Annotated in this window: 16 protein-coding genes; 12 read left to right on the top strand and 4 right to left on the bottom strand. The window is 72.3% G+C overall.

Features of this window, described 5'->3' with window-relative positions; all coding sequences use genetic code 11:
• Positions 1–23 precede the first annotated feature (23 nt).
• The gene (locus OG485_RS17015) at positions 24–1,067 is read left to right on the top strand and encodes a zinc-dependent alcohol dehydrogenase family protein (RefSeq protein ID WP_328669213.1); all 1,044 of its coding nucleotides are present in this window, start codon (positions 24–26) and stop codon (positions 1,065–1,067) included.
• On the opposite strand, the gene OG485_RS17010 is transcribed toward OG485_RS17015, so the two are convergent.
• From OG485_RS17010 to OG485_RS17000, 3 genes are all read right to left on the bottom strand, one after another.
• Positions 1,048–1,641, bottom strand: a complete 594-nt coding sequence (locus OG485_RS17010; RefSeq protein ID WP_328669212.1) for a GNAT family N-acetyltransferase — start codon at positions 1,639–1,641, stop codon at positions 1,048–1,050. The two genes, OG485_RS17015 and OG485_RS17010, sit on opposite strands and share 20 nt — an antisense overlap.
• Positions 1,642–1,757: 116 nt before the next feature.
• Positions 1,758–1,958, bottom strand: coding sequence for a helix-turn-helix transcriptional regulator (locus OG485_RS17005; protein ID WP_328669211.1), 201 nt, complete (start codon positions 1,956–1,958; stop codon positions 1,758–1,760).
• Positions 1,959–2,364: 406 nt separating this feature from the next.
• A complete protein-coding gene (locus OG485_RS17000; protein WP_328669210.1) occupies positions 2,365–3,342 on the bottom strand; it encodes a sugar phosphate isomerase/epimerase family protein in 978 nt (325 codons plus the stop codon).
• A 130-nt stretch (positions 3,343–3,472) separates the two neighbouring features.
• Here OG485_RS17000 and iolC point away from each other — a divergent pair, with 130 nt between their 5' ends.
• The 6 genes from iolC to OG485_RS16970 all read left to right on the top strand — a co-directional run bounded on the left by iolC (position 3,473) and on the right by OG485_RS16970 (position 11,500).
• A complete protein-coding gene (gene iolC / locus OG485_RS16995) occupies positions 3,473–4,486 on the top strand; it encodes a 5-dehydro-2-deoxygluconokinase (RefSeq protein WP_328669209.1) in 1,014 nt (337 codons plus the stop codon).
• A 56-nt stretch (positions 4,487–4,542) separates the two neighbouring features.
• A complete protein-coding gene (locus OG485_RS16990) occupies positions 4,543–5,424 on the top strand; it encodes a Cgl0159 family (beta/alpha)8-fold protein (RefSeq protein ID WP_328674505.1) in 882 nt (293 codons plus the stop codon).
• 7 nt (positions 5,425–5,431) lie between these two features.
• The gene (gene iolB / locus OG485_RS16985) at positions 5,432–6,274 is read left to right on the top strand and encodes a 5-deoxy-glucuronate isomerase (RefSeq protein WP_328669208.1); all 843 of its coding nucleotides are present in this window, start codon (positions 5,432–5,434) and stop codon (positions 6,272–6,274) included.
• Positions 6,271–8,187, top strand: coding sequence for a 3D-(3,5/4)-trihydroxycyclohexane-1,2-dione acylhydrolase (decyclizing) (gene iolD, locus OG485_RS16980; protein ID WP_328669207.1), 1,917 nt, complete (start codon positions 6,271–6,273; stop codon positions 8,185–8,187). Before iolB ends, iolD begins: the two co-directional genes overlap by 4 nt.
• A gap of 14 nt (positions 8,188–8,201) precedes the next feature.
• Entirely contained in the window at positions 8,202–9,704 is a 1,503-nt protein-coding gene (gene mmsA, locus OG485_RS16975; RefSeq protein ID WP_328669206.1) for a CoA-acylating methylmalonate-semialdehyde dehydrogenase, read from the top strand.
• Positions 9,705–10,090: 386 nt separating this feature from the next.
• Entirely contained in the window at positions 10,091–11,500 is a 1,410-nt protein-coding gene (locus OG485_RS16970; protein WP_328669205.1) for an APC family permease, read from the top strand.
• Between the two features lie 58 nt (positions 11,501–11,558).
• Here the strand turns inward: OG485_RS16970 and OG485_RS16965 are convergent, their stop codons facing one another.
• Complete coding sequence (locus OG485_RS16965) at positions 11,559–11,969, bottom strand: GNAT family N-acetyltransferase (RefSeq protein WP_328669204.1); 411 nt, start codon at positions 11,967–11,969, stop codon at positions 11,559–11,561.
• A 116-nt stretch (positions 11,970–12,085) separates the two neighbouring features.
• Here OG485_RS16965 and OG485_RS16960 point away from each other — a divergent pair, with 116 nt between their 5' ends.
• The 5 genes from OG485_RS16960 to OG485_RS16940 all read left to right on the top strand — a co-directional run bounded on the left by OG485_RS16960 (position 12,086) and on the right by OG485_RS16940 (position 19,194).
• Complete coding sequence (locus tag OG485_RS16960; RefSeq protein WP_328669203.1) at positions 12,086–14,770, top strand: alpha/beta fold hydrolase; 2,685 nt, start codon at positions 12,086–12,088, stop codon at positions 14,768–14,770.
• Positions 14,767–15,630: an ABC transporter permease gene (locus OG485_RS16955; RefSeq protein WP_328669202.1), complete on the top strand. Its 864-nt coding sequence runs from the start codon at positions 14,767–14,769 to the stop codon at positions 15,628–15,630. The genes OG485_RS16960 and OG485_RS16955 overlap by 4 nt, the downstream gene beginning before the upstream one ends.
• A gap of 153 nt (positions 15,631–15,783) precedes the next feature.
• Positions 15,784–17,412, top strand: coding sequence for a vWA domain-containing protein (locus tag OG485_RS16950; RefSeq protein WP_328669201.1), 1,629 nt, complete (start codon positions 15,784–15,786; stop codon positions 17,410–17,412).
• A gap of 419 nt (positions 17,413–17,831) precedes the next feature.
• Entirely contained in the window at positions 17,832–18,086 is a 255-nt protein-coding gene (locus tag OG485_RS16945) for a chaplin (RefSeq protein ID WP_328669200.1), read from the top strand.
• 160 nt (positions 18,087–18,246) lie between these two features.
• The gene (locus tag OG485_RS16940; protein WP_328669199.1) at positions 18,247–19,194 is read left to right on the top strand and encodes a chaplin; all 948 of its coding nucleotides are present in this window, start codon (positions 18,247–18,249) and stop codon (positions 19,192–19,194) included.
• Positions 19,195–19,462 lie beyond the last annotated feature (268 nt).

Raw genomic sequence — 19,462 nt, 5'->3', positions numbered from 1 at the left:
CTCCGAGTGGAGGGCGGGAGCGGATGCGGGCAGTGGTGTTCGAGCGGTACGGGGAGCCGGCCGAGGTCCGGGAGGTGGCGGACCCGGCGCCCGCGGAGCACGGGGTGGTGGTGCGGGTCGAGGCCACGGGGCTGTGCCGCAGCGACTGGCACGGCTGGATGGGCCACGACCCGGACATCACACTGCCGCATGTGCCGGGCCATGAACTGGCCGGGGTGATCGAGGCGGTGGGCGCCGGGGTGAGCGGCCATCGCCCCGGCGACCGGGTCACCGTCCCGTTCGTCTGCGCCTGCGGAAGCTGCCCCGCCTGCGCGGCGGGCGACCAGCAGGTGTGCGAGCGCCAGACCCAGCCGGGGTTCACGCACTGGGGCTCCTTCGCCCAGTACGTGGCGCTCGACCACGCGCAGGTGAACCTGATCCCGCTGCCGCCGGAGCTGTCCTTCGCGACGGCGGCCTCGCTGGGATGCCGGTTCGCCACGGCGTTCCGGGCGGTGGTCGCACAGGGGAGGGCGGCCCCGGGGGAGTGGGTCGCGGTGTACGGCTGCGGCGGCGTGGGCCTTTCGGCGGTGATGATCGCGGCGGCCTCCGGGGCGCGGGTCGTGGCCGTGGACGTGTCCTCCGCGGCGCTCGGTCTGGCGCGGCGGTTCGGGGCGGAGGAGTGCGTGGACGCCTCCGCCGTGTCCGACCCGGCGCGGGCGGTCCGTGAACTGACCGGCGGTGGCGCGCATGTGTCGCTGGACGCCCTCGGATCGCCCGGCACCTGTGCGGCCTCGGTTGAAGGCCTGCGCCGCCGCGGCCGGCATGTCCAGGTCGGCCTGCTGCCCTCACCGACCGGTGTCACCCCGGTCCCGATGGCCCGGGTGATCGCCCTCGAACTCGAACTCCTCGGCAGCCACGGGATGGCGGCCCACGCCTACCCGCCGCTGCTGGAGTCGGTCCGCGCCGGGACCCTGCGGCCCGACCTCCTGGTGACGTCCACCATCACCCTGGACGCGGCACCGGCGGCACTGGCGGCGATGGGATCGGCACCGGGATCGGGGGTGACGGTCATCGAGCCGTGGAGCTGACCGCCGTCGGACCGGTGGGATGTCCCCGGTGGGCGGCCCACTCGTGGGCCAGGACCGACATCCGTACGGCGTCGATCCACTCGCCGCCCTGGAGCAGCGTCTGGCGTTCGACCCCCTCGGCCACGAAGCCGGCCTTCTCGTAGGCGCGGCGGGCGCGGTGGTTGAAGGCGAAGACGTACAGCGAGACGCGGTGCAGGGCCAGTTGCCCGAAGGCGTGTCCGACGATGAGCCGGGTCGCCTCGGTGCCGAGCCCCCGGTCCCGGCCGCGCGGCCCGATGAGGATGCGGAACACGCAGTTGTGGTTGTGCCGGTCCCACTCGTGGAGGACGACCTCGCCGACCAGTTCACCGGTGGCGCGGTCCACCACGCCGAGGTCCAGCCGGTCCGGCTGGTCGTTGCGCGTCCCGTACCAGGAGCGCAGCCGCTCCGGCCCCAACTCCTCGTCGGGGCTGCCGGTGAGCCGCAGGACCTCGGGGTCGGCGAGGATCTCGGTCATCACGGGGACGTCGTCGGGCGTGAACGGTCGAAGCAGGGTCTTCTCGCCGCTGAGGACGGGTTTCTCGGAGAAGCTCATCGGTGGATCATCGAGGGGCGGCCGGCACGACGGCAATCGAATTCGGGGCGGCACCCCACCGGAGGTGAGGCGCCGCCAGGAGAGGTGCCCGACGCCCGGGAACCCCGTGCGCAGGGTCACCTGTTGCTGCGGCCCCGGTTTCCCGGGCGGGCGGCGACCCAGGCACGGACGGTGTCGGCGTACCAGTAGGGCTTTCCGGATTCGACGTGGTCGGGCGGCGGCAGCAGCCCGTGCTTGCGGTAGGACCGGACGGTGTCCGGCTGCACCTTGATGTGCGCGGCGATCTCCTTGTACGACCAGAGCGTGCGGTCGGTCATGAGTGGTACCTCCCCGCGCGCGCCGCGGCGGCGGCCTGGGACGGTCGTCGGGGGAGCCGGGCGCTGCGCTGGTGATCACAAAGCGTTTGCCCGGTGAACGACGCAGCGTGAGCGCCGGGCTGTGACTGTCGACCGGGTGTGACCCAAGACCCGCGTAAACGCGACATGTGTGACACAGGGGTGTTCTTTGTGACACGAGTGACGCATTGGCGGTAGCGGGCTGGAGAGGGTGGAGGCGGTGGAGCGGGCGGAGTGGGGCGGAGGCGCCGGGGCTTTTCGGCCGCCGCCCGGCGGGGCGGCCGGGTGGCACCGGTAGCCCGCCAGCCCGAGCACCCGTCGGCCCCGAGCACCCGGCGGCCCCGAGCACCCGGCGGGCCGGGGGTCCGGGTGCCCCGGGAGGCGGGCGTCAGGCCCCGCAGGACCGCAGGAACGCCCGGGTGCGCCGGGCGATGGGCAGCGGCTTGTCCGGCGGGCACGGGTACATGTCCTGCTCGACGATCGCGAAGAGCTCGACGCCGAGGTCCTGCGCGGCGGCGAGGACGGGTTCCAGCGCCGGTACGCCGGAGGGCGGTTCGCACATCACCCCGCGGGCGACGGCGGGCCCGAACGGCAGCTCCTCGGCCCGCACCCCGGCCAGCACCTGCGGGTCCACCTGCTTGAGGTGGAGGTAGCCGACGCGTTCGCCGTACGTCTCGATGAGCTTGACGCTGTCGCCGCCGCAGTAGGCGTAGTGGCCCGTGTCCAGACAGAGCGACACCAGCGAGGAGTCGGTCGCGTCGAGGAAACGGGTGACGTTCTCCTCGCTGTCGATGTGCGTGTCGGCGTGCGGATGGACGACGACACGCAGCCCGTAGCGCTCGCGCACCTCGTGGGCGAGCCGCTCGGTCTGGGCGGTCAGATCGCGCCACTGGGCCGGCGTCAGCACGCTGTCCTCCAGCACCGCGCCGGTCTTGTCGTCCCGCCAGAAGGCCGGGATGACCACGAGATGCCCGGCGCCCATCGCCTGGGCGAGCGCCGCGATGTCCGAGACGTGCGCCCAGGTGGACTCCCACACGTCGGGACCCCGGTGCAGCCCGGTGAAGACGGTGCCCGCCGAGACGCTGAGCCCGCGCCGGGCGGTCTCCTCCCGCAGGACGTCCGGATCGGTGGGCAGATAGCCGTACGGGCCGAGCTCGATCCACTCGTAGCCGGATCCGGAGACCTCGTCCAGGAAGCGCTGCCAGGGCACCTGCCCGGGGTCGTCGGGGAACCAGACGCCCCAGGAGTCGGGAGCCGAACCGATCCGGATGCGCGACAGTGAGGAGGGAGGTGACGACCGCGGTGACGACCTCGGTGAGGGGCCGGGGGGTGGCTGCGGCGATGACTGCGGCGGCAACGACGTCATGGGCGTCAGCTTCCGGCGGCTCCCGGGAGGTGTCAAGCCCTGGTCCGAATGTCTGGACAAAACGTTGACAGGGTCCCCTCGCGGGACTAGACCTGGGGGCAGCCGCAGGGACCGCGGAGAAGGGAACTCGATGGCGTACGAGCTGATCACCATGGGGCGGATCGGTGTGGACCTCTACCCGTTGCAGACGGGTGTCCCGCTGTCCCGGGTGACCTCCTTCGGCAAGTTCCTCGGCGGCTCGGCGACCAACGTCGCGGTGGCGGCCGCGCGGCTCGGACGGCGTACGGCCGTCGTCACCCGAACGGGTGCGGATCCCTTCGGAACCTATCTGCGCGAGGCGCTGCGCGACTTCGGTGTCGACGACCGCTGGGTCACCGCGGTCCCGGGACTGCCGACCCCGGTCACCTTCTGCGAGATCTTCCCGCCGGACGACTTCCCGCTGTACTTCTACCGCGAGCCCAAGGCCCCCGACCTGGAGATCCGGGTCGGCGAACTCGACCTCGACGCCGTGCGCGACGCCCGTGTCTTCTGGATGACGGGCACGGGCCTGAGCGCGGAGCCCAGCCGCACGGCCACCCTCGCCGCCCTGGCCCACCGGGCCCGCTCCGGTACGACGGTCTTCGACCTCGACTGGCGCCCCATGTTCTGGACAGACACGGCCCGGACAGGCACAGCCCTGGAGAACCCGGCCCTGGAGAACCCGGCCCCGGACGACCCGGCCTCCTCCGCGCGCCCCTTCTACGCGGAGGCCCTGCGCCATGCCACCGTCGCCGTCGGCAACCTCGACGAGGTCGAGATCGCCACGGGAGAACGCGAGCCGCACGCCGCTGCCGCCGCACTCCTCGAAGCCGGTGCCGAGCTCGCCGTGGTGAAACAGGGCCCGAAGGGCGTCCTCGCCGTCCACCGCGACGGCACCACCGCCGAGGTCCCGCCCCTCCCGGTCGAGGTCCTCAACGGCCTCGGTGCCGGCGATGCGTTCGGCGGCTCCCTCTGTCACGGACTGCTCGCCGGCTGGGACCTGGAGAAGACCATGCGCCACGCGAACGCGGCGGGCGCCATCGTCGCCTCCCGGCTGGAGTGCTCCTCCGCGATGCCCACCCCGCGCGAGATCGAACAGGCCCTCGCCGCCGGAGCGGTGCGGTGAGGGCCGGTCACGTCGGGGGAGCCCGCCCCGAACAGGGCGGCGACGGGCCCGCGTCCGTGCGCGTCGACGTCTCCGCCCTCGCCCGGGCCCGTGCCCGCCACCCCGAGGCCATCGCGGAGGCCGCCGCCCGGCGGGTGCGGCGGCCGCTGGTCGACGGCTCCGGGCGGCTGATGATCGTCGCCGCGGACCATCCGGCACGCGGCATGCTGGCCGTCGGCGACCGGAAGCTGGCCATGGCGGGGCGCGCCGGTCTGCTGGAGCGCCTGTGCGTCGCGCTCTCGCGCCCCGGGGTCGACGGGGTGCTCGCCACCGCCGACATACTGGACGACCTGCTGCTGCTCGGCGTGCTCGACGGCAAGGTGGTCATCGGCTCGATGAACCGGGGCGGACTCGCGGGCTCCGCCTTCGAGATGGACGACCGGTTCACCGGCCACCGTCCGAGGGACATCGAACGGTTCGGTTTCGACGCAGGCAAACTGCTGCTGCGCGTCGACTACGACGATCCCGGGTCGCTGCGCACCCTGGAGTCCGCCGCCCGCGTGATCGACGACATGGCCGAACGGCGGCTTCCGGTCTTCGTCGAACCGTTCCTCTGCCGTCGCCGGGACGACGGTTCCCTGCGCAACGATCTGAGCGCCGAGGCCGTGACCAAGTCCATCGCCATCGCCGGCGGCCTGGGCGGCAGTTCGGCGTACACCTGGCTGAAGGTCCCCGTCACCGAGAACCCCGACGACATGGCCCGGGTCATGGAGACCTCCACGCTGCCCGCCGTCCTGCTCGGCGGCGATGTCGGCGAGGACCAGGAGGGTGCGTACGAGAAATGGCGCGGGGCGCTCCAACTCCCCACCGTGCAGGGCCTGGTGGTGGGCCGCTCGCTGCTGTACCCGGCAGACGGCGATGTCGCCGCGGCCGTGGACACCGCCGTAGGACTTCTGTGAGGGCCGCATGAGTCGTCCGAGCAACGAGCTGTACGTGCCCGCGGGCACCGCCGCCGACGCCCACTACGCCCTCGACATCGACCCCGAACGGGCCGGCTGGACCCACAGCAGCCTGCGGATCGTGGAGCTGGCACCCGGCGGCACCCATACGTTCACCACCGGGGACAGCGAGTGGATCGTGCTCCCGCTCGACGGCGGCTGCACGGTGCGCAGCAAAGACGGTACGGACGAGAAGGAGTTCCAACTCCTGGGCAGGCGGAGCGTGTTCGACGGAGTCTCCGACTTCGCGTACGTTCCCCGTGAAGCCCGGGCCCAGATCGCCTCCGGCGCGGGAGGCCGCTTCGCCCTGGCAGGAGCGAAGTGCGAGCGCCGACTCCCCGCCCGCTACGGCCCCGCGCCGGAGGTTCCCGTCGAAGACCGCGGCAGCGGCAACTGCGCCCGCCAGGTGCGCAACTTCGCCGCAGCGGACGTCTTCGCGTGCGACCGGCTCATCGCCGTGGAGGTGATCACCCCCGGCGGCAACTGGTCCTCGTATCCGCCGCACAAGCACGACGAGCACCTGCCCGGCGTCGAGTCCCTGCTGGAGGAGATCTACTACTTCGAGATCGAGGGACCGGACGGTTTCGGCTATCAACGCGTATTCCCCTCCCGCGAGGGGGGTTCGGACGTCCTCGCCGAGGTCCGCACCGGCGATGCCGTCCTCGTCCCCGACGGATGGCACGGCCCGTCCATCGCCCAGCCCGGTCACACCATGTACTACCTGAACGTCATGGCGGGTCCGGGCGGGGACAGGGAGTGGCGGATCCGCTTCCACCCGGGACACGCGAAGGGCACAGGGGGATACCGATGACCTCGACGACGAGGCTGACGGTCGCGCAGGCGCTGGTGCGGTTCCTGGCCGCGCAGTACACGGAACGGGACGGGGAGCGCCGTCGGCTGATCGGCGCCACCTGGGGCATCTTCGGACACGGGAACGTCGCCGGGATCGGCCAGGCGCTCGTCGAGTACGCCACGGTGCCCGGCGGGGGGACACCCTCCGCACCCCCCGTGATGCCGTTCCACCAGGGGCGCAACGAACAGGCCATGGTGCACGCGGCCGTCGGCTACGCCCGTCAGTGCGGCCGGCTGTCGGCGCACGCCGTGACCACCTCCATCGGGCCCGGCGCCACCAACCTCGTCACCGGCGCCGCGCTCGCCACCGTCAACCACCTGCCGGTGCTGCTCCTGCCCGGCGACGTCTTCGCGGCCCGCCCCGCCGACCCGGTGCTCCAGCAGCTGGAGGTCCCCTTCGCCGGGGACGTCTCGGTCAACGACTGTCTGCGCCCGGTGTCGAAGTACTTCGACCGGATCACCCGCCCCGAGGCCCTGATCCCGGCGGCCCTCCAGGCGATGCGCGTGCTCACCGACCCCGTCGACACCGGCGCCGTCACGCTCGCGCTGCCCCAGGACGTACAGGCGGAGGCGTACGACTGGCCCGGGGAGTTCTTCGCCGAGCGGACCTGGACCGTACGGCGCCAGGCGCCCGACGCCGTGGAGCTGGCCCGGGCCGTCGAGGCGGTCCGCGGCGCCCGGCGTCCGCTGATCGTCGCGGGCGGCGGCGTCCACCACAGCCGTGCCGAGGAGGCGCTCGCCGCGTTCGCCTCGGCCACCGGCATTCCCGTCGCCTCCACCCAGGCGGGCAAGGGCTCGCTGTGCTGGGACCACCCCCAGGACGTCGGCGGCATCGGGCACACCGGCACGGCGACCGCCGACGAGCTCGCCCGCACCGCCGACCTGGTGATCGGGGTCGGCACCCGCTACACCGACTTCACCACCGCCTCGGGCACGCTGTTCACGGCCTCGGGCGTCCGCTTCCTCAACCTCAACATCGCTCCGTACGACGGTCACAAACTCGCCGGCTCTCCGCTGATCGCCGACGCACGCGCCGGTCTGGAAGCGCTCACCGAGGCGCTGGGGCCGCACCGCCACCGCGCGGAGCCCGCGTACGTCACCGAGTACACGGACGACAAGGAGCGCTGGGAGTACCGCGTCGACGCGGCCTACGAGGCCGAGGACATCGACATCCGGCCCACCCAGCCGCAGGTCCTCGGCGTCCTCGACGAGCTGGTCACCGAGGACGACATCCTGATCAACGCGGCCGGCTCGCTCCCCGGCGACCTGCACAAACTGTGGCGGGCGCGGTCGCGGGACCAGTACCACGTCGAGTACGGCTATTCGTGCATGGGCTACGAGATCCCGGCCGCGATCGGGGTGCGGATGGCGGCCCCGGACCGGCCGGTGTGGGCGTTGGTCGGCGACGGCACGTATCTGATGATGCCGACCGAGATCGTCACCGCGGTCCAGGAGGGCGTCGCGATCAAGGTGGTCATCCTCCAGAACCACGGGTACGCCTCGATCGGCGGGCTCTCGGAGGCCGTGGGCGGCGAGCGCCTGGGCACGGCGTACCGCGCCCTGGCCGCGGACCGTACGTACACGGGGGCGCCGCTGCCCGTGGACCTCGCGGCCAACGCGGCCAGTCTGGGTATGCGGGTCCTGCGCGCGGGGACCGTGCGTGACCTGCGGGCGGCCCTGGCCGAGGCGCGCGAGGCGGACACTCCCACTTGTGTCTACGTGGAGACCGAAACGGCAGACACAGTGTCGGGCGCGCCCCCGGCCCAGGCCTGGTGGGATGTACCTGTGGCCGAGACCGCGACCCGACCGTCGGCGGTCAAGGCACGTGAGGAGTACGACCGGCACGTCGCCGCCCGACGCCGCCATCTGTGAAGGAGTGCATGGCCATGACGAAGACCGTCGACCACTGGATCGGTGGCAAGACCGTCGAGGGTGCGTCGGGTACGTACGGGCCGGTCACCGACCCGGCGACCGGCGCCGTGACCACGAAGGTCGCCTTCGCGACCGTCGAGGAGGTCGACGCCGCGGTCGCCGCCGCGAAGGACGCCTACGCGACCTGGGGCCAGTCCTCGCTGGCCAAGCGGTCCACGATCCTGTTCAGGTTCCGCGCGCTGCTCGACGCCAACCGGGACGCGATCGCCGAACTGATCACCGCCGAGCACGGCAAGGTGCACTCGGACGCGCTCGGCGAGGTCGCGCGCGGTCTGGAGATCGTCGAGCTGGCCTGCGGGATCACCGTGCAGCTGAAGGGCGAGCTGTCGACCGAGGTGGCCTCGAAGGTCGACGTGGCGTCGATCCGGCAGCCGCTCGGTGTCGTCGCGGGCATCACGCCGTTCAACTTCCCGGCCATGGTGCCGATGTGGATGTTCCCGCTCGCCATCGCGTGCGGCAACACCTTCGTCCTCAAGCCCTCGGAGAAGGACCCGTCGGCCGCCATGAAGCTCGCCGAGCTGCTGGCCGAGGCCGGCCTGCCCGACGGTGTCTTCAACGTCGTGCACGGCGACAAGGTGGCCGTCGACCGTCTCCTGGAGCACCCGGACGTCAAGGCGGTGTCCTTCGTCGGCTCGACCCCGATCGCCCGCTACATCCACACCACCGCCGCCGCGAACCACAAGCGCGTCCAGGCCCTGGGCGGCGCCAAGAACCACATGCTGGTCCTGCCGGACGCCGACCTGGACGCCGCGGCCGACGCCGCCGTCTCGGCCGCTTACGGCTCCGCCGGCGAGCGCTGCATGGCGATCTCCGCCGTCGTGGCGGTCGGTTCCGTCGGCGACGAGCTGGTGGCCAAGATCCGCGAGCGCGCCGAGAAGATCAAGATCGGCCCGGGGAACGACCCGGCGTCCGAGATGGGCCCGCTCATCACGGCCGCCCACCGCGACAAGGTGGCGTCGTACGTGAAGGGCGCCGCCGACCAGGGCTGCGAGGTCGTCCTCGACGGCACGGGCCACACGGTCGAGGGGCACGAGGACGGCCACTGGATCGGCCTCTCGCTCCTGGACCGCGTACCGGTGACGGCGGACGCGTACAAGGACGAGATCTTCGGCCCGGTGCTGTGCGTGCTGCGCGTGGACACCTACGACGAGGGCGTGGCGCTGATCAACGCGTCCCCCTTCGGCAACGGCACCGCGATCTTCACCCGGGACGGCGGCGCCGCCCGCCGCTTCCAGCTGGAGATCGAGGCGGGCATGGTCGGCGTGAACGTGCCGATCCCGGTGCCGGTGGGCTACCACTCCTTCGGCGGCTGGAAGGACTCCCTCTTCGGGGACCACCACATCTACGGCAACGACGGCACGCACTTCTACACCCGCGGCAAGGTCGTCACCACCCGCTGGCCGGACCCGTCGGAGGCCCCGGCGGGCGTCGACCTGGGCTTCCCGCGCAACCACTGAGGTCCCGCCGGACCCCTCCTGACCCACCTCGTCAAGCCGTCCGCTATGCGGACGGCTTGACGTTTTTTTGACGGCACCGCAACGATTCCCGTTCATGCGGATGAACCGGGTGATGCAGGCGAGTTGATTGTTTGGCCTTCGAAAGCAAGGTCGCCTTTCGCAAAGCTTTGATGATTGCAACATGAGGGCGCTGTCGCCTGAGAATGCGATGTGACGTGCGCCGCTTCGCTCCTGCGGATTCCGTAGGTGAACGGCCATTGACGCAACGGTTTCCGTCAAGGTTCCATCGGCGCGGGAGCGGACAAGAACGAGAACGACGCGAGCCGCCGGAGGCGATATCGCTCCCGCCCGAACCACCTGACGCACGAGTCGATCGGAACCGCTTGATGACCGACACGCTCCGCCCCGCAGAGACCGCCGTCCTGGACGCCGCCCCCGCGGAGACCGGGAACCCGAAGACACTCAAGCGTTCCATAGGCGTCGTCGGCGGCACCCTGCTGACGCTGTCCTGCGTGACCCCGGCCTCGACGCTGTTCGTGGTCATCCCGGACCTCTTCGGCTCGCTCGGCACCGCGACCGCCCTCACGATCGCGATCGGCTCGCTCCTCTGCGTCGCCGTGGCGTTCTGCTACTCGGAGCTGGGCACCCTCATCCCCAGCGCCGGTGGCGAGTACGCCATGGTCTCCACGATGGCCGGACGGCTCGCGGGCTGGCTCGTCTTCGTGATGTCCCTGCTCGTGGTCATGATCGTGCCGCCGGTGATCGCCATCGGCACCGCCGACTACCTCGCCCCGCTGGTGCACCTCGACCCGGCGATGACCGGCGCCGGCGTGATGCTGCTGGCCACCCTCGCCGGACTGCTCGACCTGCGCGCCAACGCCTGGATCACCGGCATCTTCCTGGTCCTCGAAGTCGTCGCCGCCGGTGTCGTGGCCCTGCTGGGCTTCACGCACAGCCACCGCGGCCTGGGCAGCCTGACCTCCATGCAGGTCGCCGGGACCGGCGGACACACCGACGCGGTGACGGCCATGCTCGTCATCTCCGGGCTCGCCATCGCCCTCTTCGCCACCCAGGGCTTCTCGACCGCCGTCTACCTCTCCGAGGAGCTGGAGAACCCGCGCCGCAACGTCGCCCGCACGGTGCTGGCCACCCTCGCCATCTCCACGGTCGTCATCCTGGTCCCGGTCGTCGCCATCACCATGGGCGCCTCCGACATCGAGGAGCTCACCGGCGGCGACATCAGCAGCATGGTCACCGCCTGGTCCAACTCGGCCGTCGGCACCTTCGTCAGCCTCTGCGTCGCCCTCGCGATCATCAACGCGGGCATCGTCATGGTCATCCAGAACTCGCGCGTCCTGTTCGCCTCGGCCCGCGACAAGGCCTGGCCCGAGCCGGTTAACAACGGCCTGTCCAGGCTCGGCCGGTTCGGCTCCCCCTGGGTCGCCACCCTGCTCGTGGGCGTCCCCGGCGCCGCCCTCTGCTTCGTCGACCTCGACACCCTGTACGGCGTCACGGGCGTGTCGGTGACCGCCATGTACCTGCTCGTCGCGGTCGCCGCCCTGCTCGCCCGGCGCGGCCACCACCGCCACACCCCCGCCTGGCGGATGCCGCTGTGGCCCGCGATGCCGATCCTGCTGATCGTCGTCCTCGCCTACGTCCTCACCCAGCAGGAGACGCAGTACCTGCTGTGGACCGGCGGCATCACCGCCGTCGCCACCCTGTACTGGGCCTTCTACCTGCGCCCGCGCCGCGACACCCGCTGGCTGGTGTCGATCCCGGAGGACGTGCAGGCGTAACCGCGACGGTCCGCCCGCCCGGCTTTTCCGAGCCGGGACCCGGCGGCCCGCGGGAACCTCAGCCGAACTCCCACGTCACCACCGTGCACATCCCGTCGTCCTCGCCACCCGCGCTGCGGTACGTGGCGAGGGCGACGTCGTTTCCGGCGTCCACCGCCACCCACATCCCGTAACAGCCGCGTTCCCGGGCCAGGGCGGCGAGTTCGCGGACCAGCGCCCGCCCCGTGCCCCGCCGCCGGAAGGGCTCCGCCACCGCCAGCTCGTACAGGAACATCTCGGCGCCCTTGTCCGGATGGACCGTCTCGACCCCGCTGACGAAGCCGACCGGCACCTCGCCCTCGTAGGCCAGGTAGAGGTGATGGCCCTGGGCGTCCAGGAACCGCCGGGCCCACTCGGGACGCACGGGATGGTCGAAGAGGTACTCGGCGGCGGTCAGTTCCAGGACGGTGGCGGCGCGGCGCAGCTCCATGGCCCGTTCGTACCACGGACGCGGTACACGCGGCCCCCGCCGTACTTCCCCGGGAGGGGTGCCGGTTCAACCCGGCGGCTGTCCCTGTCGCCGGTGCGCGCCCGTACCGTTGAGCCATGGATCTTCGACTGCCCCGGCCGCGCGGGCCGCGCCGGGGACACCCCTCCGGCCGCACGACGGCCCGAGCCCGCGGGCGATGGGCGGCCGCCGCCGCTGCCCTCGTGGTGCTCGCCGGCGCGGGCACCTGGACGGCCGTCGCCTCCGACGGCGCGCCCGCCGTCCACCGCTCCGACCGCGTCATGGCCATGGACGGCGGAGCGCGGCTCGACACCTCGTACTTCACCGCGGGACCGTCCTCGCCCCGCCGTCCCGCCGTCCTCCTCGCGCACGGCTTCGGCGGCAGCAAGGCGGACGTACGCGCCGAGGCGGAGAAGCTCGCCCGGGACGGATACGCGGTCCTGACCTGGTCGGCGCGCGGCTTCGGCAGGTCCACCGGAAAGATCGGGCTGAACGACCCCAAGGCCGAGGTCGCCGACGTCTCCCGGCTCGTCGACTGGCTCGCCCGGCGCCCCGAGGTCCGGCTCGACGGCAACGGCGACCCGCGCGTGGGCGTGGCGGGCGCCTCGTACGGCGGGGCGATCTCCCTGCTGGCCGCCGCGAACGACCGGCGCGTCGACGCCATCGCCCCGTCGATCACGTACTGGAACCTCGCGGACGCCCTGTTCCCGAACGGCGTGTTCAAGAAGCTCTGGGCGGGCATCTTCATCAACTCCGGCGGCGGCTGCGCCCGCTTCGAGCCCGAGCTGTGCGCGATGTACGACCGGGTCGCGGAGTCCGGGAAGCCGGACGCGGCGGCGACGAAACTGCTCCAGGAACGCAGCCCCTCCGCCGTCGGCGACCGCATCAAGGTCCCCACCCTCATCACCCAGGGTCAGTCCGACTCCCTCTTCACGCTCGGCCAGGCCGACGCCATGGCCAGGGCCGTCAAGGCCAACGGCGCTCCCGTCGACGTCGACTGGATCGCGGGCGGACACGACGGCGGCGACATGGAGACGGACCGCGTCACCTCCCGCGTCGTCTCCTGGTTCGACCGCTACCTGAAGGACGACAAGGGCGCCGGCACCGGCCCCGCCTTCCGCGTCACCCGCACCGGAGGCGTCGACTCCACCGACGGCGCCGCCCTGCTGCGCGGCGCGAGCTCGGACACCTACCCCGGACTGGACAGCGGCCGCCGCACGATCGGGCTGACCGGTCGTGAACAGCGCTTCCAGAACCCGGCGGGCGCCAGTCCGCCCGCCATCTCGGCCCTGCCGGGACTCGGCGGCTCCGGCGGCCTCGCCCAGCTCTCCACCCTCGGCCTCGGGGTCTCCCTGGACTTCCCCGGCCAGTACGCCCGCTTCGAGTCCGCTCCCTTCCGGGACGACCTGCGGATCACCGGCTCACCGACCGTCACCGTGCACGTCGGGTCGAGCACCGACGACGCGGTCCTCTTCGGCAAGGTGTACGACGTCGGTCCCGGCGGCACCCAGCAGGTACTGCCCTCCCAGCTCGTCACCCCGGTCCGCGTCGAGGGCGCGAGGAACGGCAAGGACGTGTCCCTGACCCTTCCCGCCGTCGACCACGCGGTCCGCAAGGGCCACCGGCTGCGCCTGGTCCTCGCCTCGACCGACCTCGGCTACGCCTCTCCGGCGGCCCCCGCCACGTACACGGTGTCCCTCAAGAGCGCCCTCCAGGTGCCGACGGCCCCCGCGGTGAAGACCGCCGCGGCGGCGCTGCCCTCCTGGGTGTGGTGGCTGCCGCTCGCCGGCGCGCTCGCCGCCCTGGCCCTGCTGGTGACCGGCCGCCGCCGTACGAACGCCCCGGCACCCGACCCCGAACTGGCCGAAGTCCCGCTCCAGATCACCGGCCTGAGCAAGCGCTACGCCAAGTCCGCCGACCGGTACGCCGTACGGGACCTGTCGTTCCGCGTGGAGAAGGGCCAGGTCCTCGGCCTGCTCGGGCCGAACGGCGCGGGCAAGACCACCACCCTGCGCATGCTCATGGGCCTCATCAAGCCCGACGACGGCGAGATCCACGTCTTCGGGCACGCGATCCGCCCCGGCGCGCCGGTCCTCTCCCGGGTCGGAGCGTTCGTCGAGGGCGCGGGCTTCCTCCCGCACCTGACCGGCCGCGAGAACCTGGAGCTGTACTGGCAGGCCACCGGCCGTCCCCGCGAGGACGCCCACCTGGAAGAGGCCCTGGAGATCGCCGGACTCGGCGACGCCCTCGCCCGCGCGGTGCGCACCTACTCCCAGGGCATGCGCCAGCGCCTCGCCATCGCCCAGGCCATGCTCGGCCTCCCGGACCTGCTGATCCTGGACGAACCCACCAACGGCCTCGACCCGCCGCAGATCCGCGAGATGCGCCAGGTGATGATCCGCTACGCCGCCGCGGGCCGCACGGTCATCGTCTCCAGCCATCTCCTCGCCGAGGTCGAGCAGTCCTGCACCCACCTCGTGGTCATGGACCGCGGCCGGCTCGTCCAGGCCGGCCAGGTGTCCGAGATCATCGGCTCCGGCGACACCCTGCTCGTCGGCACGGGGACACCCGTCGACGCGCCGGTCGTGGAGAAGGTCGGCGCACTGCCGGGCGTCCTCTCGGCCGTCGCGACCGAGGACGGCCTGCTGGTCCGCCTCGACCCCGGCGGCAGCGCACAACGCCTGGTTGTCGAACTCGTACGCCTCGAAGTACCGGTGGCGTCGGTGGGACCCCACCGCCGTCTGGAAGACGCGTTCCTCACCCTGATCGGAGGCTCCGCATGAGCACGCTCCTCGAGCGGACCGAGACGGCGGACGGGTACCGGGCGAGCCGCACCCTGCCGCTGCGCGTCGAGCTCGTCCGCCAGCTCAAGCGCCGCCGCACCCTGGTGATGGGGGCGGTCCTCGGGGCCCTGCCCCTCGTCCTGCTCGTCGCGTTCGCGATCGGCGGCCAACCGGGCGCGCGCAACGGCCGGATCACCCTGCTGGACACCGCCACCGCCTCCGGCGCGAACTTCGCCGCGGTGAACCTGTTCGTCTCGGCGGGCTTCCTCCTGGTGATCCCGGTCGCGCTGTTCTGCGGGGACACCGTCGCCTCCGAGGCGAGCTGGTCCTCCCTGCGCTACCTGCTGGCGGCGCCCGTGCCCAGAGCCCGGCTGCTGTGGTCCAAGCTCACCGTCGCCCTCGGGCTCAGCCTCGCGGCGATGGTCCTGCTGCCCGTCGTCGCGCTGGCCGTGGGCACCGCCGCCTACGGCTGGGGCCCGCTGGAGATCCCCACCGGCGGCGCGCTCTCCGCGGGCACCGCCGCCCAGCGGCTGTTCGCGGTGATCGCGTACATCTTCGTGTCCCAGCTGGTCACCGCCGGGCTCGCGTTCTGGCTGTCGACGAAGACGGACGCCCCGCTCGGCGCGGTCGGCGGCGCGGTCGGCCTGACCATCGTGGGCAACGTCCTGGACGCGGTCACCGCACTCGGCCACTGGCGCGACTTCCTGCCCGCCCACTGGCAGTTCGCCTGGGCCGACGCCATCCAGCCGACACCGGAGTGGGGAGGCATGATCCAGGGCGCGGCGATCTCCGTGACGTACGCCCTCGTCCTGTTCGCCCTGGCCTTCCGCGGCTTCCGGCACAAGGACATCGTGTCGTAGGTCTCCGGAAGATCACCTACCGGTCTCGGCGGCCCGCCGTCGTGGCCGCTTCGAGATCCTTCCGCAACGCATCCGAGCGCTCGTCCCGGCCCCCTCGGCCGTCACAGTCACACAGGTCGGCCCACACAAGGGCCGTACGCCGAGGGGGCACAGATGGGGATCAAGCACGTACGGACGGCGGCCGCCGCGGGCCGCCCACACAGCGGCGCACGGAGGGCGAGCCGTCGAAGGCTGGCCGGCACACTGCTCGCCCTGCCCCTGGCGGGCGCACTGCTGCTCACCGGATGCGGCGCGGGCGACGGCAGCAACTCCACGGACGGTCCGGACAAGTCCGGCGGCCGCAACAACCTCCCGCTGCCGGGCCCCGCGCAGCCGACCGGCGGCGCGGCCGAGCGCGACGCCGAGGGCGAGCAGTCGGCCGCCCCGGACGTCGAGCCGTCGCCCGACTACCTCTCCACGTTCGCCCTCGACGTCGACACCGCGTCGTACGGCTACGCCCGCCGCACTCTCGCGGACGGCCGCGCCCCCGACCCCTCGACGGTCCGCCCCGAGGAGTTCGTCAACAGCTTCCGCCAGGACTACGAACGGCCCGACGGCAACGGCTTCTCCCTGTCCGTCGACGGAGCCCGCACCGACGACGGACGCTGGTCCCTCGTCCGGGTCGGGCTCGCCACCCGGCCCGCCGACAGCGAGCGCGAACGCCCGCCCGCCGCCCTCACCTTCGTCATCGACATCTCGGGTTCCATGGCGGAGCCGGGCCGCCTCGACCTGGCCAGGGAATCCCTCGACGTGATGACGGACCGGCTGCGCGACGACGACTCGGTCGCCCTGGTCACCTTCAGCGACGAAGCCGAGACCGTGCTGCCGATGACCCGGCTCGGCGGCCACCGCGCCCGCGTCCACCGGGCGATCGGCAGTCTGGAGCCGACCGACTCGACCAACCTCGGCGCGGGCGTGCGGACCGGGTACGCGACGGCCGTCGACGGGCTGCGCGAGGGGGCCACCAACCGGGTCGTCCTGATCTCCGACGCCCTCGCCAACACCGGCGACACGGACGCGGACGACATCCTCGAACGGATCTCCTCGGCCCGCCGACAGCACGGCATCACGCTCTTCGGCGTGGGTGTCGGCAGCGACTACGGCGACGCCCTCATGGAACGCCTCGCCGACAAGGGCGACGGCCACACGACGTACGTCTCCGATCGCGACGACGCCCTCACCGTGTTCTGCGACCAGCTTCCGCGGAACATCGACCTCACGGCACGCGACGCCAAGGCGCAGGTCGCCTTCGACCCCGAGACGGTCGAGCGGTTCCGGCTGATCGGCTACGACGACCGGAAGGTCGCCGACGAGGACTTCCGCGACGACCGGGTGGACGGCGGCGAGGTGGGCCCCGGTCACACGGTCACCGCCCTCTACGCCGTCCGCACCCGCCCCGGCGCCTCCGGGCATCTGGCCACCGCGACCGTCCGCTGGCTCGACCCCGGCTCCCGCGCCCCGCACGAGGAGTCCGGCAGCCTGGAGACCGGCGGTCTGCGCGAGGGTGTCTGGACCTCGCCGTACTCCTTCCAGGTCACCGCCGTGGCCGCCTACTTCGCCGACGACCTGCGCTCCGGCGACGCTCGCTGGAGCTCCCTGCCCGGTGTCCCGTCCCTCGGAGAACTCGCCTCGCGGGCCCGCTCCCTGGCGAACGTGACCGAGGACAAGGACGTCGCGTCGCTCGCCACCGCGATCGGGCAGGCCGACGAACTGGACATCTGCGCCGAGGACTGCGCCCGGTAGCGCGACCCGACGAATCGTGTGCGGCCCCTTGAAATCCCTTTATGCACAGGTAAGTTGACTCGGCGGTAAAAACCCCGCGACCGGGCCCGCTGTCCGTGGTGCCGAGGTGATCAGCTGTCGGGCAACGGTGCCGTCGGCAGCTGACCTCCGCCCGGGCTCCGACGCGCCTTCCCGTCGTATATATGAATTCCGTTTCTGTCGTGTTGGCATTCCCGCTCCGGGGGAAACGCTTCTCCATGGGGAGGAGCGTTTCCCCCGCTGTGAAACTTCCGTGTCCATTCCGGGCGGGGCGATTCGAGTGAATTCCCCACGGGTTCAGGTTCCGCAGTTTCCTCGGTGGTCCGTCCCTCGTTTACAGCCCGCAGGTCATGATGCGAGCCGCCCAGGTGTGCTCGCTCGGTTTCGGCCGACAAAGGGGCATGACCGCAGAGAAGGGAAAGCACGTGAAGCTCAGGAAGAGCGCTGCCGTCGTCGGCGCGATCATGGCTCTGGGCATGGCTGCCCCCGCCTTCGCGGACTCGGGCGCCGAGGGCATCGCCGCCAACTCTCCCGGCGTCCTCTCGGGCAACGTGGTCCAGGTCCCGATCCACATCCCCGTCAACGTGTGCGGCAACTCGGTCAACGTGATCGCCCTGCTGAACCCGACGATCGGCAACGTCTGCGCCAACTACTGACGTTTCGGCACTTCAGCCGCCTCCGGCTGTGCCACGGCCGGCTTTGGACCGCCTCGCGGACCCCAAGGCCGGCTTCCTCACTTCTCCCAGCAGGAAGACAACAAGAGTGCGACAGAACCTGAGTAGGGGAGTGGTCCTGGCCGCGGCTGCGACAGGCATCATGTCCCTGTACGCCAGTCCGGCCTTCGCGGACTCGAACGCGACCGCGACCGCTTCGGACTCACCCGGCGTGGCGTCGGGAAACAACGTCCAGGTTCCGGTGAACGTGCCGCTGAACATCTGCGGCAACACGGTCGACGTCGTCGCCGCCCTCAACCCGGCGTTCGGCAACTCCTGTGCCAGTGGCCCGGTTTCGCAGGGCAGGCACGCGGCGCCGCATCACCCCGCGCAGGGCCACGGCGGCCACGCCGGTGGTCACCGTGCCGAGCCCGGCGGCTACGGCAGTCACGGCACCGAGCACGCCGGATACGGAGGTCACCGGGCCGGTGGCCACGCCCGCGAGCACGGTGGCCAGAGTGGCTACGGCGGTGAGCAGAGTGGCTACGGCGACCCGGGCTACGGCGACTCCCGACACGGCCAGTCCGGCTACGGCGACTCGGGCCACGGCGACTCCCGGCACGGGCAATCCGGTCACATGAGCCCGGGGTACGGTGACTCGGGTGCCCACCAAGGCGGTTGGAGCGGCGCCTCGTCGTACGGCGGGACGCACGGATCGCCCGGTGTCCTCTCGGGCAACCACCTGGCGGCCCCCGTGGACCTCCCGGTCGAGCTCTGCGGCAACACGCTGGACGTGATCGGCATCGCGAACCCCGTGTCCGGCAACTCGTGCGCCCACCACCACGCGCCGGAGGGCCACGCGAGGACCCCGCACCACTGCACGCCGCCGGCGACGCCCCCGCGGACGGTTCCGCAGCCGCCGAAGACGCCCGTCGTGCACACCCCGCCCGTGACGGTCCACGAGCAGCCCCCGGTGCCGCGTCAGTACACCCCGCCCACGCTGGCGGAGACCGGCGGCCAGGGAGTGCTCGCCAATGCCGCGATCAGTGTCGCCCTGATGACGGGCGGCGCCCTGCTGTACCGGCGCAGCCGGGCCCAGTCCCGCCCGTGACGCCCCGCTCCGGGTGCCGCTCGCGTTCTCGCGCCCGGCACCCGGAGCCGGTCCGCGCGCCCGATCGGCGCCGGGCCGGAGCCGGGCCGCCCGGTGCGGCTGGTCCGCCCGGAGCCGGGCGCCCGGTGCGCGGTCGGCGTCGGAGCCCGGCGCCGAGCTCCAGGTCCGATCCCCGCCGACGGTCTTCCCCGGGCGCCGGGATCCGCCCGCACCCGTGCGCAGCAGCAGCCGCCGCACGCCGCGCACCAGCATGCCCGCCGTGAAGCCG

The sequence above is a fragment of the Streptomyces sp. NBC_00328 genome (genome assembly GCF_036139655.1).
Classification (GTDB): domain Bacteria; phylum Actinomycetota; class Actinomycetes; order Streptomycetales; family Streptomycetaceae; genus Streptomyces.
The sequence above is the reverse complement of the archived record's forward strand: the minus strand, read 5'-3'. Positions and strand labels throughout refer to the sequence as shown.

What these genes read in the sequence shown, in the direction of transcription:
- OG485_RS17015 (WP_328669213.1), top strand. Translation starts at nt 24, where the DNA reads ATGCGGGCAGTGGTGTTCGAGCGGTACGGGGAGCCGGCCGAGGTCCGG.
- OG485_RS17010 (WP_328669212.1), bottom strand. Translation starts at nt 1,641, where the DNA reads ATGAGCTTCTCCGAGAAACCCGTCCTCAGCGGCGAGAAGACCCTGCTT.
- OG485_RS17005 (WP_328669211.1), bottom strand. Translation starts at nt 1,958, where the DNA reads ATGACCGACCGCACGCTCTGGTCGTACAAGGAGATCGCCGCGCACATC.
- OG485_RS17000 (WP_328669210.1), bottom strand. Translation starts at nt 3,342, where the DNA reads ATGACGTCGTTGCCGCCGCAGTCATCGCCGCAGCCACCCCCCGGCCCC.
- iolC (WP_328669209.1), top strand. Translation starts at nt 3,473, where the DNA reads ATGGCGTACGAGCTGATCACCATGGGGCGGATCGGTGTGGACCTCTAC.
- iolB (WP_328669208.1), top strand. Translation starts at nt 5,432, where the DNA reads ATGAGTCGTCCGAGCAACGAGCTGTACGTGCCCGCGGGCACCGCCGCC.
- iolD (WP_328669207.1), top strand. Translation starts at nt 6,271, where the DNA reads ATGACCTCGACGACGAGGCTGACGGTCGCGCAGGCGCTGGTGCGGTTC.
- mmsA (WP_328669206.1), top strand. Translation starts at nt 8,202, where the DNA reads ATGACGAAGACCGTCGACCACTGGATCGGTGGCAAGACCGTCGAGGGT.
- OG485_RS16970 (WP_328669205.1), top strand. Translation starts at nt 10,091, where the DNA reads ATGACCGACACGCTCCGCCCCGCAGAGACCGCCGTCCTGGACGCCGCC.
- OG485_RS16965 (WP_328669204.1), bottom strand. Translation starts at nt 11,969, where the DNA reads ATGGAGCTGCGCCGCGCCGCCACCGTCCTGGAACTGACCGCCGCCGAG.
- OG485_RS16960 (WP_328669203.1), top strand. Translation starts at nt 12,086, where the DNA reads ATGGATCTTCGACTGCCCCGGCCGCGCGGGCCGCGCCGGGGACACCCC.
- OG485_RS16955 (WP_328669202.1), top strand. Translation starts at nt 14,767, where the DNA reads ATGAGCACGCTCCTCGAGCGGACCGAGACGGCGGACGGGTACCGGGCG.
- OG485_RS16950 (WP_328669201.1), top strand. Translation starts at nt 15,784, where the DNA reads ATGGGGATCAAGCACGTACGGACGGCGGCCGCCGCGGGCCGCCCACAC.
- OG485_RS16945 (WP_328669200.1), top strand. Translation starts at nt 17,832, where the DNA reads ATGACCGCAGAGAAGGGAAAGCACGTGAAGCTCAGGAAGAGCGCTGCC.
- OG485_RS16940 (WP_328669199.1), top strand. Translation starts at nt 18,247, where the DNA reads ATGTCCCTGTACGCCAGTCCGGCCTTCGCGGACTCGAACGCGACCGCG.